The organism is Vibrio cincinnatiensis (assembly GCF_022113815.1).
In the GTDB taxonomy this organism is placed as follows: domain Bacteria; phylum Pseudomonadota; class Gammaproteobacteria; order Enterobacterales; family Vibrionaceae; genus Vibrio; species Vibrio cincinnatiensis_A.
Genome location: NZ_SGOM01000009.1, coordinates 138194 through 153430, shown reverse-complemented (window position 1 = coordinate 153430; position 15237 = coordinate 138194). Strand labels below are relative to the sequence as shown.

Below are 15237 nucleotides of genomic sequence, written 5' to 3'. Positions count from 1 at the left end.
TTCTAGCGAGATAACTGAGCGTGTCAAACACTTTTTCAATTTTCTTTTTTTAGAAGCTTTTCCTCGCCTAACACTGCCTGAAGCCTTGCGGCGTCTGCCGTGTCAGTGAGGGCGAATTATAGGGGGAGATTTAATTATGGCAAGCCTTTTTTTAGACAAATCATTTGTTCGCTCAAAAACTCATCAAACGCTTAATTTTTGAATAAAATTCCAACATTTGAAGAGGGTCACAGCAATAGATTGGAAAAATACTACACATATACGTAAGATTCATGTGTCTATTTTGTTAATGTTAGATACGCCTCTTACTTTTATTCTGATAAGTAGTATTTTGATATGAACTCAAAGAAATCATTATTGTCTCTCGTTGCACTAGCTGTTATTGGTGCATTCATTTTTTCTCTATTTACTATTCACTCCTCTGTGAGTTTTGTTCTAGGCGTGGCTTTTACAGCTGTTATTTTATTACGCCTGAATAATACAGAACAAGAAGCCTCCTCGGACGCTCCTTCAGAGGATTTATCACAAGCAACAAAAACCTTATACGTAGGAAACCTGCCGTACAAAGCTAATGAATCTCATGTTCGAGATCTCTTTGCTAAATATGGTGAGGTGTTTGCAGTTCGGCTAATGAAAGATAAGCGTACCGGTAAACGACGAGGATTCGGTTTTGTTGTGATCTCGGCTTCTCATGCTCAAACCGCTATCGATGCGCTGAATGAAACAGATTATATGCAACGAACACTGAAGGTTCGAATCGCGAATGATCCTAAACATCCTGAAGAGGAAATGGACGAATAGGAGTAAAACCTAGCTCTCTCAACTTTTCATTCAAAGCGCCTTCTTCCCAAGGAGGCGCACTTGAAAATATGGTGTGTGCCTGTCCACTTTTTTCTCCAGTTTCTATACCCAGTAAGCTTTGAACTCGACGAGCAATGGCTTGTCCAGAGTCAACCAGTGTAACGGCTTCCCCAAGTACATTCTGAATTTCTTCTTTGATGAGGGGAAAATGTGTGCATCCAAGTACAGCTACATCTATTTGGTCTTTGAGTGGGCTTAAGATAGTCGCCAGTTCATCTAAGTTCAGTGCTCTTCCTCGTAGTTTTTCTTCCGCCATATCCACCAAACGGGTCGAGCCAAGGAGCTCTACACTCTTATTGCTGGAAAAATTACGAATGAGATCGCGCGTATATTGACGAGTTACTGTGGCAGGTGTAGCGATCAATCCAATAGCTTTATTTGCTAATGAGGAAGCGGGTTTAATCGCAGGCACGACACCAACCACGGGAATGGAAAGCTTTTCTCGCAAACTTGGCAAGACTAAAGTACTCGCAGTATTACAAGCAATAACGACAATATCAAAGAGTTGCTGTTCAACCCATGGAATGATCAAATGTTCAACGCGCTGCAGTAATGCATCTTGCGCTAACTCTCCATAAGGATACGCTGCATTATCAAAGAGGTAGGTATAGTTCAGCTGTGGAAGTTTAGCTTGAATTTCTTGATAGACCGATAAACCACCAACACCAGAATCAAAGATAAGTATATTTGGCTGAGACTGTTGCGACATACTGAACACCGAGTAATAAAAACGCACCGATCATACTCCCTCTTTCACGTTAGGCAACTCTCCTGCTAATGAGATTGTATGCACTGCTTTATTGCCTCATCCATGAAAGCTGTCACCCTCAATAGAAAACCGCCCGTAGGCGGTGTTGAAATTAGAACTGATAACGCAAAGAAAGGGTATATTCTCTTTCAGGTGAAGCATAACCTGAATACATTTCATATTTTTTATTAAATACGTTATCAACCTTTCCTTGAATAAGAAATTGAGGCGATAACGCATACTCAGCCGTTAAATTCCACAAGCTATACCCCCCTAAAGTTGTACCACCAGAAAGTCGATCACTTTGATACAAATATTGCGTACCAAGCGTCCAATCTTCTATATCGATAGAAGCATTCCACTTAAAATTACGCTTGGCTCGGTTAGCAAGCCGCTCATTTTCCTCTCCAGATTTATTTACTGGGTCTTTAAAATCTAAATAAAATTGATGGTGAACCGCTCCAGACTCAAGGCCTAATGCAAACTCAAGGCCTTTTATCTCAGCTTCACCAATGTTTTGCATCGCACCCCAACTTCCAGCATTATTATCCCAAATCAGCATATGGTTAATCGTGTTTTGATAAGCCGTCACCCCCCAATTAAACCACTCATAATCATAAGTAAGAGAAACTTCAATATTTTTCGACTCTTCTGGTTCTAACGTGGGAACCTCTGCTCCTGGATAATATAAGTCGACAAAACTAGGGGCTCGGAAAGCCGTTCCATAACTCAATACTAATTTATAATCCGTTAAAAACTGCCAACCGATTCCTGCTTGCCAAGTATTAAATCGGCCATACTGGCTGTTATCATCAGAACGCGCGCTCGCTTCAACCGTCCAATTATTGAGATGGTATTGAGCAAGCATACTTATTCCAACATTATCACGAGGATTCTCGGATGGATTATAGGTAGAACCATAGGTATAACCCTTCATGAGCTTTTCTCTACGAAAATCGACACCAGCTCCCAAACTAAACCCAGACATAAATTGATAGGAATTCAACCATGAAGCGTTAGTTTGTTCAATTTCGATATAATCCCCAGAACGCTTAGCCGAATTTGCATTAAAGTCATAGTTATCTTGCTTACCATATGCTGCACCAAATTCTGAAACCCACTGTTGCTCTTTAATCCGTAGATGAGCATTAACACCTCGATATTCGACTCTCCCCGTCTTTTTCAGGTGAATATCAGGTATTTTCCAGTCTGCATTCGCATAACTACTCTGGTCATAATCATATTCATTATTGTAAGCCGTAGCGCCTAGATACAGTTGAATGGACTCCAACCAATGATGTTGATAGCCCAATTGAGTATGAAAAGATTCAAACCCATGCTCATCCCCATCATTAATACCGCTCATTGGCTTAACATTAAAGCCATCCGTTTTTTCATAACCTATCACCGCTTTTATATGACCATTTTCACTCACAGGCTGAGAAAGGGAGAGATCCGCAACATGATATTGATGGCTACCAAACCCAGCATGAATTTTTATCGCTGAATCACGGATATCAGCTCGAGTAATAATATTGATCACTCCAGAGATAGCCTCAGAGCCATAGATAGCCGCTCTTGCACCTCGAATATATTCTATACGTTCAATTCCCGTTATCGGTACTTGGCTAAAGTCAACTTCTCCCATCATGGCTTTAGGCATACGAACACCATCAACCAACACTAAAACCTGAGAGGAACTTCCACCTCGAACATGAATCGAAGCGGTTTGCCCACGCCCTCCATATTGAGCAATTTCAATACTTGGTAAAGTGCGAAAAACATCCACTAAACTCTTGGCTTGCATCCGAGTGATATCCGCTCTTGTCACCACGACCGTGGGTGACAAATTATCAGCATGAACTTGCTCAAATCGGTTAGCGGTGATGACCATCGTTTCATCGGCGGAGAGAGTTTGCGCCACGGAAAAAGAGGCATAAGGAAGCAGTGACATCATTGCCACGCTAAGAAAAGATTTGTTCATTATATTATCCTAAGTCGCGTAAATCCTACTGAGCAGAGATACCACTGCTATACTCAGTTGCTGGCAGGTCTTCGGACTTAAGAGCATGAAACCTACTAACTCGACTTCCCACCAAAAGCAGTGTCTTTATTGAGTGTTCGTTCTCTCTTACCGCTGCGCGTCAGTTCTGGATTTTCACCAGATTCCCTTTTCAGACATTTAGCAACCTAGACGGCTAAATATCACCAACTCCGTGGATAGTATTCAGCAAAACCTTAATTGTCTAGTACAGAAAGTGAACCAGTAATGATTTAAACCTGATTTTCTTTCTATTTCGTACAAAACTGGACATGTGTTGTAGATTGAATAAAATCTGCGCTCTTGAAATACATGCACCCATTGAAAGGTAATACCATGGCGACGCTTGACGTAAATCCGGAACACTATTCAGCACAACTGGCTGAGAAAATCACCCGTCTGACTGAAATGTTTCAGCCCTACCAAGTCCCTGAGCTGGAAGTATTTGAATCACCTCAGCAACATTACCGTATGCGTGCAGAATTTCGTGTTTGGCATGAAGGCGACGAGATGTATTACATTATGTTTAACCAAGCCACACGAGAAAAGTATCGCGTTGACCAATTCCCTGCAGCCAGTCGACTAATTAATGATTTAATGCCCTTGCTGCTTGATGCAATGAAAAAAAACGACACCTTACGTCGCAAGCTATTTCAAGTGGATTTCCTATCCACCCTAAGCGGTGAAGTGTTAGTTTCACTGCTTTATCACCGTCAGTTAGACGATGCATGGACCATTGAAGCCAATAAGCTAAAGCAACAATTGAATGATGAAGGGTTCAACCTTAATTTGATTGGTCGCGCTCGCAAAATGAAAATCGTACTCGACCAAGATTATGTGATAGAAAAACTACACGTTAACGACCAACCTTACCTGTATCAACAAGTCGAAAATAGTTTTACTCAGCCCAATGGTAAAGTAGCCGAGAAAATGCTCGAATGGGCTGTGGACTGCACTCAAGACAGTCAAGGTGATCTTTTAGAACTCTATTGCGGCAATGGTAATTTTTCTCTTGCGCTGGCGCAAAATTTTGACCGCGTCTTAGCAACAGAGTTAGCCAAACCGTCGGTCGAATCAGCACAATACAATATTGCAACAAACAAAATAGATAATGTACAAATTATCCGTATGTCAGCCGAAGAATTTACTCAAGCAATGGAAGGCAAACGTGAATTCAATCGCTTGAAAGATGCCGGAGTCGATCTAAAAAGCTATCATTGCAACACTATTTTTGTCGATCCTCCACGCTCAGGAATGGATAAAGATACCTGCAAAATGGTACAAGGCTATGATCGTATTCTCTACATTTCTTGTAACCCAGAAACATTAAAAGAAAATTTGGATGTCCTAAGCCAGACCCATAACGTGGTTCGCTTTGCACTATTTGATCAATTTCCTTACACCCACCACATGGAAGCGGGCGTGATGCTAGAGCGCATTAAATAAGGACCTGAAAGGTTTTTATCTTTAGCGAAAAACGTCCTGGGTACGGCTTGGGGTACGGGGACAATAAAGTCTAACCCTCAAGCCATCACAAGAAGTCATATTTACACATACCAAGTTCAATGACAGATTGGTGCACGTTTTAACAAGCAGGATTAGATACAAGGGTCAATAACAACAAGAAAGGTTTGTATTTAACTTTCACCAGACAGCATTGCGTCTTCAAGCAGAGTGATGAATGAGGCACAATCGCCTAGATAGTTAGGGTAGGCTTCCGAAAGTTGGCCCATATTTTTTGTGGATATGAGAAGGGTATTGAGTCTCGAGGTTGCTCGTGAGTAGCTACGAGTGACTTTCTCAGCTGCGTTATAAACTGAAATTGCTTGGCTGTAATTTTCAAACTCTTCACTAAAGATCAATTCTCGTGAAGTTTCGTTAATAACTAGCAATACGTGCTCAATGGAACTATCACAGTAAGAATTAACCTTTTCAGATAAAATTTTAAAACTACTCAACCGATTCAGCGCATTGATTTCGCGGTCCAAGACGACCAGACGCTTTGAAAAATTGGCTTTATCGATATCACTTAGCTCTATAGCCCCTTCAGCATCAGCAATGTACTGGCTCATTATCGAAAGCAATTCTTCCCATTGAACCTGTAAACTGCTCTTGCCTTCATTTGAACTGTGAGAGTGTGTCTTAATCTTGGTACCTTCTAGGATGTCGACAATTTCCACTGTAGTAGCCCAAAGATGTTGAAGTCGAGTACGTAGCTGAGCCTCAATGTTAAAACTTTTACCACTAGCATGGTCATAGCGATAAATCACATGCAAGCTTCGGTAACCACAATCATTAGGTTTAGGACTAGTAATATAGTCATCAATATCTTTAATTCTAACTCGGCCTACCTTCTCAACTGTAAGTTGCAGTTGAGATTTCACCTTCTCCAATGAAATTAAATCCGGAAAAATCGCCCTGCAGCCGCCAATATCATTCATATTGGTTACACAAGTAGCATTTGCCGTTTCACCATCAAGAGATTTACGCTGCAACTTATCTACGATTGTTTCTAAGCGCTTTAACCGTGTAACTGGTTTAACATCTATACCCAGTTCACGGCAACAGCGACCAACAAGATATGCGATAGTGTTTAATGGCTTTTCGTGTGCGGCTCGAAACTGTTGGATTGTAGCAGTAGCTGACTTGAGGTCGCCCTCTCTCTTGCGAAGCCGTCTTCCAGCTTTCTTTACTCCATTATTTGAGTACGAGAAGTCTTCAGCAGCACTTTCATTTACCGTTCTTTCTATAAAATCTTGAAAGTCCAGTTCGTAGTCGTCTTGGAAGGTTTTTGAAGCTTGTTCAGCTGTGGGGGTGTCGTCAATGTAAAAACTGACGACACTATTTTCTTTGTTACTCACAGGCTAGCTGTTCGTCCAGATTGTTTGATTTGAGTGTAATGGGCTTGAATCAAATGGTCCGGAATCACTTTTTGGTGTGTGCCATCCCATACCTGATGCCATGGACTTCCTTCGCGGTGAGTTAAATCTACAAGTTGAGGCCCCGTCAAATGGCCCAGCTTAGAGACTACATCTTTAACAATAGACTCACTTTCTTGGTCTAGTGCTACATCACATTGTTCAGTGATCACACTACTACCATAAGATTTAAAGCGAAAGTAAACAGATGGCACCACTGGACCAAACTTCCAAGCAAATACATCATCTACGACGAGAGGACGCTGGAAGTGTGCCAATGATAAACCATGACAAACATAGGTAAGTTTTTGTAGCTGCAAATTGGAGAAGCATTTACCTTGCTCTTTCGCATGCTTGAGCAGGCTCCATGCAACGTCTACAGCACTGTATGTGTGATATGCTTTCATTTTTTATTCCAATTTCGTCCAAATAGTTTACATAATCCGGTTGATATAACGCAAAAAGTGTAAACCATCGCTGTATTTAAAGACAGTGATTTTATTCACTGTTAGATGCTAGTTCGCAAAAATAAGCAACATGTTCATGTGAATAGCCAGCGCGTTACATGCTCACATGCATAAGCAGACAATTTCCTTACATTAAGCACACCAAGCGCCTAGCCACCAGCTCTACTAGTGGTATTTATAGCGTAAAGATGCTTAGTCTTGGTCACTGTCCTTTGGCTGCATGTGAATAATTGAACGACCTTTTCTTTCTAGAGTCAGTTGTACCGGTTCATCTGCATGATGGTTAGTAGAAACATTGTCGCTTTGAGAGGACTTGTGAAGGTTCTCTTTTTTAAGAGTCGCAATTTTTGACTCCAACTCTAAAATTTTTTTTCGAGCAGAGCCTAACTCCTTTTCTAACGTGGTATTGGCTGTAGCTTCTAGTGATAGAATTCTATCAGTTTCTTGTAACTTTCGAACTTCGAGCATTGATGTTAATGAACCATTTACAAGCCCTTCAAGAACCTTCTGCTGAGTCTGTCCCCTCTTTGTGGCTAAAGCTTGAAGATTTTGACCAAATTCTATAGTGAGTTCAAAATTATACTGTTTTTTCCCCTTCTGCTTTTGCTTTTCTCTTCTCGACCTTTTCCCCCAAGCTCCATGCATAAGCAACCAGATCTCTCTACCATCAGCTGAATTTTTACAATCTATAAAAAAATTTTGAAGTCGTTTTTTAGGTGATGCTGATAACTGAAACAATCCAAAGTAATGCTTTTCGACAATTGGATTAGTTTTGGCTTTTGCTAGATACGTATTTAACCATTTCACATGAGATTCATTGTTGAAGCTAAAACCTTCTAATGGACGTATTTTTTTCTCACTCATATCACTCTAGCTTCCAGCTTTTTCAATATAGTTGGCATCCTTCACACTATACCTATGTCTTTGGACGTAGTCCAAGGACATAGAAAGAAAAACCATGTAATATACATACCAAAACGCCTTATAAATAAATATAAATGTGATTTTATGATTGTAAACTGGACTTTCCAAGAGAATGATAAACTAAACGCTGAAGCTAGAATGCTACTGCTGCTTATGTATTTGGATGCCGAATCAGACAATTTTTACAGAAAACCTGTTCTATATATGGCCCGAAAATACCAAGCCTCAGAACGCCTTATAAGGCGCTGTCTACGCTTATTGATAGAGGCAAAAGTTATTCTCTTGATACCTGAGAAAGAAGCACCTAGAAAACGAGGAAGACCAGTCACACGCTATCAACTTACAGGCATTGATTTTGATGAGTTGAGTAGTCAGTTTGAACAACGCCCCATCTATATGAGGAGGTGGATGAATCATCTTTGGTATAGTAATCAGCATGCTAAAGAGTTGACGCTGTCAAATCGCTTAATGCTTACCCATCTTTTAAGTGAGGCTACGGAATCTGGGACTGTTGATAGTATAAGCCTTAGAGATTTATGCAGATTTATGGGATGTACTGAACGTAAAGCTCAAGCAATGTTCAGCAAGCTTAGGAGACTTGGTTATATCAAGGGGTATATCAAAGGTCTCAGCCACTCTGTTCTAAGGAAAAGAAAGTCAATAATTTTTCTGAACTTATCAATGTACGATCATGACCAAAGCTACTACAGCTTTATCGCCCATTTAAAATCGTCTGGAGCGCTGAATCCCGTTTACAACCTCACAATACCTTTATTATTTCAAAAAGTTGCTGACGTAAAATGCAATAAAGAGTTTGCAGAACACATAGATTACTTTATTGAAAGTGAAATCATTAAGTTCATCAATGTCGAAGGAAAGGTTTGTACAGACATTGAGTGGTATGAGCGTGTTATACGTGAACACTTTGCCTGGGCAACACTTAAGCTTGAAAAAGAGAAAGTCAATAAGTTAATCGAATTTCTTGCTTATCGTGCATTGGACCTAGCACGTACAATCAGAGCCCTTGATGTTGTTGATGGAAAGCAATTTGCGATTGGTATCAATGAGAAAAATCAGAGACTCCTTCTCAAACGGGGGCCTAACTTTTTATCAGAGTAACTTTTGCAAGTTTTGAAGCTACAGGAAGCCTTGTTGAACAAAGATACGTGGCTGGAGGAAGGAAGTGAAAAACTGTCGGTAATAATAGTATTTATATGAATCTTATCTAATTAATTACAACAACCTATCTACCTATTGAGAACACTAACCAATAGGAATGATAGAAATGAACAATTATCTTGAACATGCAGAAATACTCACCATTGATGATATGGACTTACCGGTATACTCCAAGAAAGGACCTCTAATACCTTCCTGCCTTTTAGCTATTAAAAGCACTTTTGATAGGGCTCTAGAGCAATACCCTCGAACGTTGCTACTTCGTATCGATTTGAGATACCCCAAAGGTTTTTCAAGCGAGAAAGTATCAAGTAAGCAAATCACAAAATTTCAAGAATCCTTCAAAGCGATGATGTGTGCTTACCTAAAACGTAAGACGCACAACCGCCACTCTAAGCCACGATTTATTTGGTGCAAAGAGGCCGTCACTTCAGAGAACCCTCACTATCACGTTGCTGTGTTGCTAAACGGTGATGTTTTTAAAGGAATGGGGCCTTACAATGATGTTACGGGAGAATACGTTTCAGGGATGATTGCTAAAGCTTGGGCAAGTGCAACTGGTCTTTCGGTTGAACAAGTAAGTAGTGCGGTTCATTTCGCTGAGAACGGCACGTGTGAAATAAATAACAGGTGCGATAAAGAGATCTATGAGAATCAATACAATCAAGCCTTTTACCGTGTTAGTTACTTTGCTAAAAAAGAAGGTAAACTACCTGGTAACGGAAGAAGCTTCGATTACAGTCGCTATTGAGTTTACAAAAAAGAAAGGCCCGCAGGGGCCTTTCTGTCACCTAATCCGTCGTATAGCGGTACTCTCCTTCGCTAGAGTAGATATCAATCTCTAACACGCGACAGCGCGTTGTAGTGACGTAACCTGTTGAGTCACCATACTCCAAGTCAACAGATGGGTATGGGTGCCATACCACTCGTTGTGTTACTGCTTGAGGGCTTCTTATAGTCTGGGTTGCTGAGATTTTTCAGTAACTCATCTGATTGGCTGTATTTATTCTTGTTAACAGTAACCTTCGGTACCTCTGGCCAGGCAACTTCGCAGTTGCCTCGATTCACCTCAATTTTGTAGATAGTGGTGAAATCAAACAGAGAGGTCACAAATATTTTCGTTTTGGTTCCCCATTGAGTATTGATGTCTTTGTATTCCACTTTGTAGCCTTCAGCAGACGCATTAAAGGCCAATAGCACTGACAGTGCCGTTGTAAGCACAATTGGTTTCATGAGAAGTATCCTTTGAACAGTTATTCAATGAGTTGATATTAAAAGGTAGTTGCGACAACTTATGTCGAAGAGAGGTTGGCTTTGAGATATGTAACCGTAGCGGCGCTTATCTACCAGCCAAAGAGATAGCGTAAACCGCCTAAGCATGCCCCTAGCGTACCGCCTATAATTTTGCCCAGGTGCTTGCCTGTCGTGCCAAACACACTTCCTATTTCTTCGCCGTATTGAGCACCTTGAGTCGTCGTGTCGAAGATTGCCTCCCACAAACTAAGACTGGTTTTTTTGTTGTAATCACTGGCATCGTTGTCTTTCCAATTATCATGTCGAGGGGAAAGCGTGCGATTCGCCAGTAAGAGCCGTTTATTTTTTGGTAAACGTTCAACAATCAAATACAGCAACTTGGAAAGGTTATAGGGCCGTTGCTTGGCCAATCCATCACTGTGCCCCGCAACGTAGTAGACGGGCTTTAGATAAACCCCTGTTGCGCGTAATACGCGTCGATGAACCGAGCGCACCATGGTTTCAAGATAAGTTTTCGACACAGGTGTCGGTGTATTGCTTTCGTAGTTCCAGGCTTGATTTCCTTTTAACGCATTATCGGCTTGATTAATGGCGATAATTAAACGGTGCTGTGCGTCTTCGCCTAATACTGGAATAAGCACATCGTTAATCAAGGTGATAGGTGTGCCTAAATCGCGTGAGCTACCATCAAGAATCACAAGTACCAAGTCAATCACGAAACGGTTCTGCTCATCTCTCGCTCTCAGCGTGTTTTTCAATAAGCGGGCATGGCGCTTATCTTCTTCGATGCCATCCCCCAGACCAGGACTATCCCAAAGAATAAGATTGTTCAGACGATATTGCGTAACACCCTGAGTGTGCGGCTCACAACTGATTCCCACCTCTGCAACACTCATGTCAAAGAGAGCGTTAATCGTTGAGCTTTTTCCTGCTCCGGTGGCTCCTGTAATGAGAATGTTGAGCTCGGTGGCTCTCATTTGTTTGAGGTTATCGAGTAACTTGGTGCGAGTACGTTCATTGAGGAATGCCTGGCGTATCTCACTTTCAAGCGTAGTGAAAAGATCGTGCTGTTCGGACATAAGCGCTCCTTAGTTAGCGTCCGGAAAAATTACAACTAGCTACCTCCTTATGACGAACAAATCATGAGGACAGAAAAATGAGACTAATTCGACTAAAAGAAGTGCTGGATAATACAGGTTTGAGCCGTGCGTATATGTACAAGCTCATGGCAGAGGGTAAGTTCCCTAAATCGGTATCACTGGGTTTTCGCAGCGTGGCTTGGGTAGAAAGTGAAGTCCAAGACTGGATATTAGAAAGAGTGGCAGAACGAGATGAGCGATTGGGTTTGCCAATGCTAGAACAAGAGGCAGTGGCTTAAGCAATTTTTGGTGGGCATTCCTCTTTGGTAATGCTCCAGACCTCATCACCAAACCCGCGTAACCATCGTTCGAGCTGAAGCGAGTCAATCACCGTTGCCGTCACTTGATATCCTCCATTAATTAATTCCACGTGCTGATCCATCGACAGCGGCGTTTCGAGTAAGTGATAACCGCTTTCTCTGCCAATACAAAACGACAGTCGTATTTCCTCCCCTTCACCAAAGTAAAAACGCCCATCTAAATCATACCGTTCCAAGTCAAAATCACTTGGATAAGCAAAATCAAACGTAGAGATGTTTGCTTTATGGATACGATGCAACGCCAAAGAACGCTCGTTGGTGTGACCGCGAAAACGGCACACGAGATAAAGACGGCTTCCTTGTTGCGCTAACCCCAATGGCATCACCTCTTTGCTCTTCTGCTCTAGATTGGCATTGGTATAACAAAGGGACAAATAACGATTGTGGAAGAGAGCGTAACTGACCTTCTCAAAAATCTCATTGTCGATGTGGGGAGGAAGCAACGGTACGCCCTCACTAACAAAGCGCACTTTCTTTAGCCATTGACGCTCTTTCACATTGCTGGTGGTGGGAAATAGGTGTTGCTTGGCGTCATTGAAAACCGTGTCGAGAGTTTTCATCAAGTTCACAGGGAGAAGATAACGCAGATAATTTTCCGCCAAGCTCAATAAGACCGCCTCTTGTGGACCGTGTGAGAGCAAATGGCGCGAGCGACGACTATAGCCAAAAGGCTTGTCGCGCATATCCACGTCGACATCATCAAAAAACTGAGCGATATCGGTGAGATTGCGCTGAATGGTTCGCTCTGAACGCACAATGCCCACTTCACTCAGTTGCTGCTGGATCTCTTTGGCTGTGATTTTGCGACTGTTTGGAATGCGCTTATAAATCTCAAGAACCAGCTGGATGTAATGCTGAGAGCGATTAAGCTTTGTATCGTTCATAGATGGCTTTATTTTTAAGCGCACGAACCCTCACCCACACAAGAGTTGAGTAAAGACAATGAGCTAACGGATTGATTGAAGAGAGTTTACGAGGCGCTGCGTTGACTTATGTCGCAGCAGTTTGCGAGGGAATAAAGAAAGCAGCGGACACGGCGCTTTGCCGTGTCCCCTTACCATCATTAACGGTGACGATTCACCAAGCTTTGAATGGCATCGTCACTATAGCCACGACTTTTAAGCTCCTGGCGAGCAGCCCCAATGGCCCATGTACCGCCTGAACGATTGGCAATAGTGCGCGCTAACTGATCATCACTCTTACGAGCAGCATCCGCTTGCGCTTCTTTCATATCACCGTACGTATCAGAAGCCACCTTCGCTCCCGCTTGTGCGCCTGCTTTAGCAAGCTTTCCAACGTTGTCCCAAAATCCCATTTGGTTATCCTTCTTATTAAGTGGTCAATTCCCATGCATAGTACGAATTGGTGCGTTAACTTATGTCGTACCGGATAAGGTTTGTCTTAAAAATGAGCGAGCTAGCCAGTATCCTGAAACCTCAACAGAGGGGCATCTCATGCAAGACACTCAACACCAAGAACATTACCGTGAGCAATCCTTTTGGGATAAGCTCAAACGCTACGCCAAGAAAGCTGGTCGTGAGGTTATTGAAACGGCCTTGATCCTTTACTACTGTGCGAAAGACAGCGATACGCCACGTTGGGCGAAAACCGCAATACTGAGTGCGCTGGGTTACTTTGTCTTACCTATTGATGCCATACCCGATGTATTGGTCGGGGTTGGCTATAGTGATGACATTGGTGTGTTGATGGCGGCTTTGGCTTCAGTAGGGGCGCATGTAAAACAAGAACATAAGCAAGAAGCAAAGCAACAAGTGGAAGTCTGGCTAGATTGATAAAAAGTTAATGAGAAGTCTGAATGTCGTCGTAACACTCCCATTCGACGTACTGAAGAAAGTTTTGCTCCCACATTTGATACAGCTCATCGATACCTGGAGAGCGAATGCTTTGCCATCCCGTGGCGACGGTAAAAGCGACTTGATTGCCAAAGTCAAAATCAATGCATCGCTCTAGCTCCGGATAATAGTTCCCCATATACGCAAAATCGGTAATGTAGAGAATATCAACCGTTTTACCATTCACAATGTTGAGGCCAACCTCAACCGGATGATATCCCCCTTCTTCCGCGCTATAGCTTTTGTCTCGAAAATGGATAGAGAGGGCATGGCTGGTGGACTGTGTTGATTCCATCGAGGCATGACAATGTTGGTTTAATAACGTCAGAAGCTTATTAGAAACAGGCAGCACTGACGGCGTAAAATTCAGTATAGACATGGCTAGATCTCCTAAAAGTGGCCGAGGTTAAAACGTGATCATGAGTGGTGTTCATCGAAGGTTTGAATCATCGATAACTGAATGTCATCAAAGAGGGACTGAGTAAGGTGTCGAGAGAGCGCGTTCAGCCAAGTATCTAACAGCGCTTTCACTTGCGGGTGTGCGAGACTTGCAGCACCGCTATCTGGTTGATAACACCAAAGATTGAAGAGATGAAAGTAGAGTTCAGGCTCCATCTCACTCGGTTTACTTTCCGAATAAGAAAAACTCGCTAAACAGACGACCTGCCAATCTTCACTGGCCGATGTTCGACGAAATTGTATTTCAATGGGATGAAGCCCCTGCCCCGTCTGGTAATAGCGTCTTTGTCGACAGTTCAGGACAATTCGCTCTGCTTGTGGAGGAATCGAATAACGTTGGATTACCAAAAGCAATGCTCGATGAAAGCCATCCAACAGTTCCAGTTCACCCGATGTTTTCTGGATCATAGTAGCCCCCTTTCTGCAAAAGAGATGGCGCTATCACCAACCACGATATGATCAAGAACTCGAATGTCCACCAGCGCTAAAGCCTCTTTAAGCCTTTGCGTAATTTGTTTATCGGCTTGGGAAGGAGTGGCATCGCCAGAAGGGTGATTGTGAGCAAAGATGAGTGCGGCGGCATTGATTTTTAAAGCCGCTTTGAGGACTTCTCGGGGATAAACACTTGCCGAATCAATTGTGCCAAAGAACAGCTCTTCAAAGGCAATAAGGCGATGCTGATTATCTAGAAACATCACCGCAAACACCTCTCTTTCATGGTGTTTTAATTTGCAAGATAAATAGGTTTTTGTTGCTTCAGGATTGCAATATTGATCGCCTCGGAGGGCGCGTGCAGCAAGGATTTCTGCGGCCGCGTCGAGCACCCTGTCCGCCGTAACAGGACCATCAAAATAGTAGTTATTTTCGCGCATAAAAAGCTCCTAAAAATGAAACCGTTGAGGTATGCACGAAGATGATATCTATCTGAAATTGTTTTGATTGCTATGGGGCAGCAACGGCAAATCGTGGTATTTTCAGCTATAAAGTGACGCGGATTTGTGTGCTACTCTCATCTTAGACTTGATGCACAATTTTAAGACCGTCAGAGTTTGATGGAGAAAACAAAGAGAAAAG

18 protein-coding genes and 1 riboswitch are annotated in these 15237 nt (G+C 42.4%); of the genes, 6 read left to right on the top strand and 12 right to left on the bottom strand.

The window, feature by feature from the left end; all coding sequences use genetic code 11:
• Positions 1-336: 336 nt before the first annotated feature.
• Positions 337-801 (top strand): RNA recognition motif domain-containing protein, encoded by a 465-nt coding sequence (locus EXA13_RS12635; protein ID WP_238133476.1) that lies wholly within the window; start codon positions 337-339, stop codon positions 799-801.
• Here EXA13_RS12635 and murI read toward each other — a convergent pair.
• Both murI and EXA13_RS12625 read right to left on the bottom strand, forming a co-directional pair.
• On the bottom strand, positions 770-1570 hold the full coding sequence (gene murI, locus EXA13_RS12630; protein ID WP_238133475.1) for a glutamate racemase: 801 nt from the start codon (positions 1568-1570) through the stop codon (positions 770-772). The genes EXA13_RS12635 and murI overlap by 32 nt on opposite strands.
• A 151-nt stretch (positions 1571-1721) precedes the next feature.
• The gene (locus EXA13_RS12625) at positions 1722-3593 is read right to left on the bottom strand and encodes a TonB-dependent receptor domain-containing protein (RefSeq protein ID WP_238133474.1); all 1872 of its coding nucleotides are present in this window, start codon (positions 3591-3593) and stop codon (positions 1722-1724) included.
• A 45-nt stretch (positions 3594-3638) separates the two neighbouring features.
• Positions 3639-3837: riboswitch (cobalamin riboswitch) on the bottom strand.
• Positions 3838-3986: 149 nt separating this feature from the next.
• On the opposite strand from EXA13_RS12625, the gene trmA reads away from it, so the two are divergent.
• On the top strand, positions 3987-5096 hold the full coding sequence (gene trmA, locus EXA13_RS12620; RefSeq protein WP_238133473.1) for a tRNA (uridine(54)-C5)-methyltransferase TrmA: 1110 nt from the start codon (positions 3987-3989) through the stop codon (positions 5094-5096).
• A gap of 191 nt (positions 5097-5287) precedes the next feature.
• Here the strand turns inward: trmA and EXA13_RS12615 are convergent, their stop codons facing one another.
• The 3 genes from EXA13_RS12615 to EXA13_RS12605 form a co-directional block, all read right to left on the bottom strand.
• Positions 5288-6511: a RelA/SpoT domain-containing protein gene (locus EXA13_RS12615; protein WP_005378672.1), complete on the bottom strand. Its 1224-nt coding sequence runs from the start codon at positions 6509-6511 to the stop codon at positions 5288-5290.
• Positions 6508-6975 (bottom strand): Panacea domain-containing protein, encoded by a 468-nt coding sequence (locus EXA13_RS12610; RefSeq protein ID WP_005378671.1) that lies wholly within the window; start codon positions 6973-6975, stop codon positions 6508-6510. The genes EXA13_RS12615 and EXA13_RS12610 overlap by 4 nt, the downstream gene beginning before the upstream one ends.
• A gap of 252 nt (positions 6976-7227) precedes the next feature.
• Positions 7228-7899, bottom strand: coding sequence for a hypothetical protein (locus EXA13_RS12605; RefSeq protein WP_005378670.1), 672 nt, complete (start codon positions 7897-7899; stop codon positions 7228-7230).
• Positions 7900-8043: 144 nt separating this feature from the next.
• Between EXA13_RS12605 and EXA13_RS12600 the strand changes: the two genes are divergently transcribed.
• Together EXA13_RS12600 and EXA13_RS12595 are read left to right on the top strand one after the other, a co-directional pair.
• Positions 8044-9078 (top strand): hypothetical protein, encoded by a 1035-nt coding sequence (locus EXA13_RS12600; protein ID WP_005378669.1) that lies wholly within the window; start codon positions 8044-8046, stop codon positions 9076-9078.
• 166 nt (positions 9079-9244) lie between these two features.
• The gene (locus EXA13_RS12595) at positions 9245-9889 is read left to right on the top strand and encodes an inovirus Gp2 family protein (RefSeq protein WP_005378668.1); all 645 of its coding nucleotides are present in this window, start codon (positions 9245-9247) and stop codon (positions 9887-9889) included.
• A 146-nt stretch (positions 9890-10035) separates the two neighbouring features.
• Here the strand turns inward: EXA13_RS12595 and EXA13_RS12590 are convergent, their stop codons facing one another.
• Complete coding sequence (locus EXA13_RS12590) at positions 10036-10371, bottom strand: hypothetical protein (RefSeq protein WP_238133472.1); 336 nt, start codon at positions 10369-10371, stop codon at positions 10036-10038.
• A 110-nt stretch (positions 10372-10481) separates the two neighbouring features.
• A complete protein-coding gene (locus EXA13_RS12585; protein ID WP_159408067.1) occupies positions 10482-11471 on the bottom strand; it encodes a GTPase family protein in 990 nt (329 codons plus the stop codon).
• A gap of 77 nt (positions 11472-11548) precedes the next feature.
• Here EXA13_RS12585 and EXA13_RS12580 point away from each other — a divergent pair, with 77 nt between their 5' ends.
• The gene (locus tag EXA13_RS12580; RefSeq protein WP_005378664.1) at positions 11549-11770 is read left to right on the top strand and encodes a helix-turn-helix transcriptional regulator; all 222 of its coding nucleotides are present in this window, start codon (positions 11549-11551) and stop codon (positions 11768-11770) included.
• On the opposite strand, the gene EXA13_RS12575 is transcribed toward EXA13_RS12580, so the two are convergent.
• A complete protein-coding gene (locus tag EXA13_RS12575) occupies positions 11767-12735 on the bottom strand; it encodes a helix-turn-helix transcriptional regulator (RefSeq protein WP_005378662.1) in 969 nt (322 codons plus the stop codon). The two genes, EXA13_RS12580 and EXA13_RS12575, sit on opposite strands and share 4 nt — an antisense overlap.
• A 179-nt stretch (positions 12736-12914) precedes the next feature.
• A complete protein-coding gene (locus EXA13_RS12570; protein ID WP_005378661.1) occupies positions 12915-13166 on the bottom strand; it encodes a hypothetical protein in 252 nt (83 codons plus the stop codon).
• 139 nt (positions 13167-13305) lie between these two features.
• On the opposite strand from EXA13_RS12570, the gene EXA13_RS12565 reads away from it, so the two are divergent.
• Positions 13306-13644 carry a YkvA family protein gene (locus tag EXA13_RS12565; protein WP_005378660.1) on the top strand — a complete coding sequence of 113 codons (339 nt, stop codon included), beginning with the start codon at positions 13306-13308 and terminating at the stop codon, positions 13642-13644.
• 7 nt (positions 13645-13651) lie between these two features.
• Here the strand turns inward: EXA13_RS12565 and EXA13_RS12560 are convergent, their stop codons facing one another.
• From EXA13_RS12560 to radC, 3 genes are read right to left on the bottom strand one after another with little or no spacing between them, the layout of a single operon-like run.
• Complete coding sequence (locus tag EXA13_RS12560) at positions 13652-14083, bottom strand: DUF2787 family protein (protein WP_005378659.1); 432 nt, start codon at positions 14081-14083, stop codon at positions 13652-13654.
• A gap of 38 nt (positions 14084-14121) precedes the next feature.
• Positions 14122-14571 (bottom strand): DUF2787 family protein, encoded by a 450-nt coding sequence (locus tag EXA13_RS12555; RefSeq protein ID WP_005378658.1) that lies wholly within the window; start codon positions 14569-14571, stop codon positions 14122-14124.
• Positions 14568-15035 carry a RadC family protein gene (gene radC / locus EXA13_RS12550; protein ID WP_005378657.1) on the bottom strand — a complete coding sequence of 156 codons (468 nt, stop codon included), beginning with the start codon at positions 15033-15035 and terminating at the stop codon, positions 14568-14570. Before radC ends, EXA13_RS12555 begins: the two co-directional genes overlap by 4 nt.
• Positions 15036-15237 lie beyond the last annotated feature (202 nt).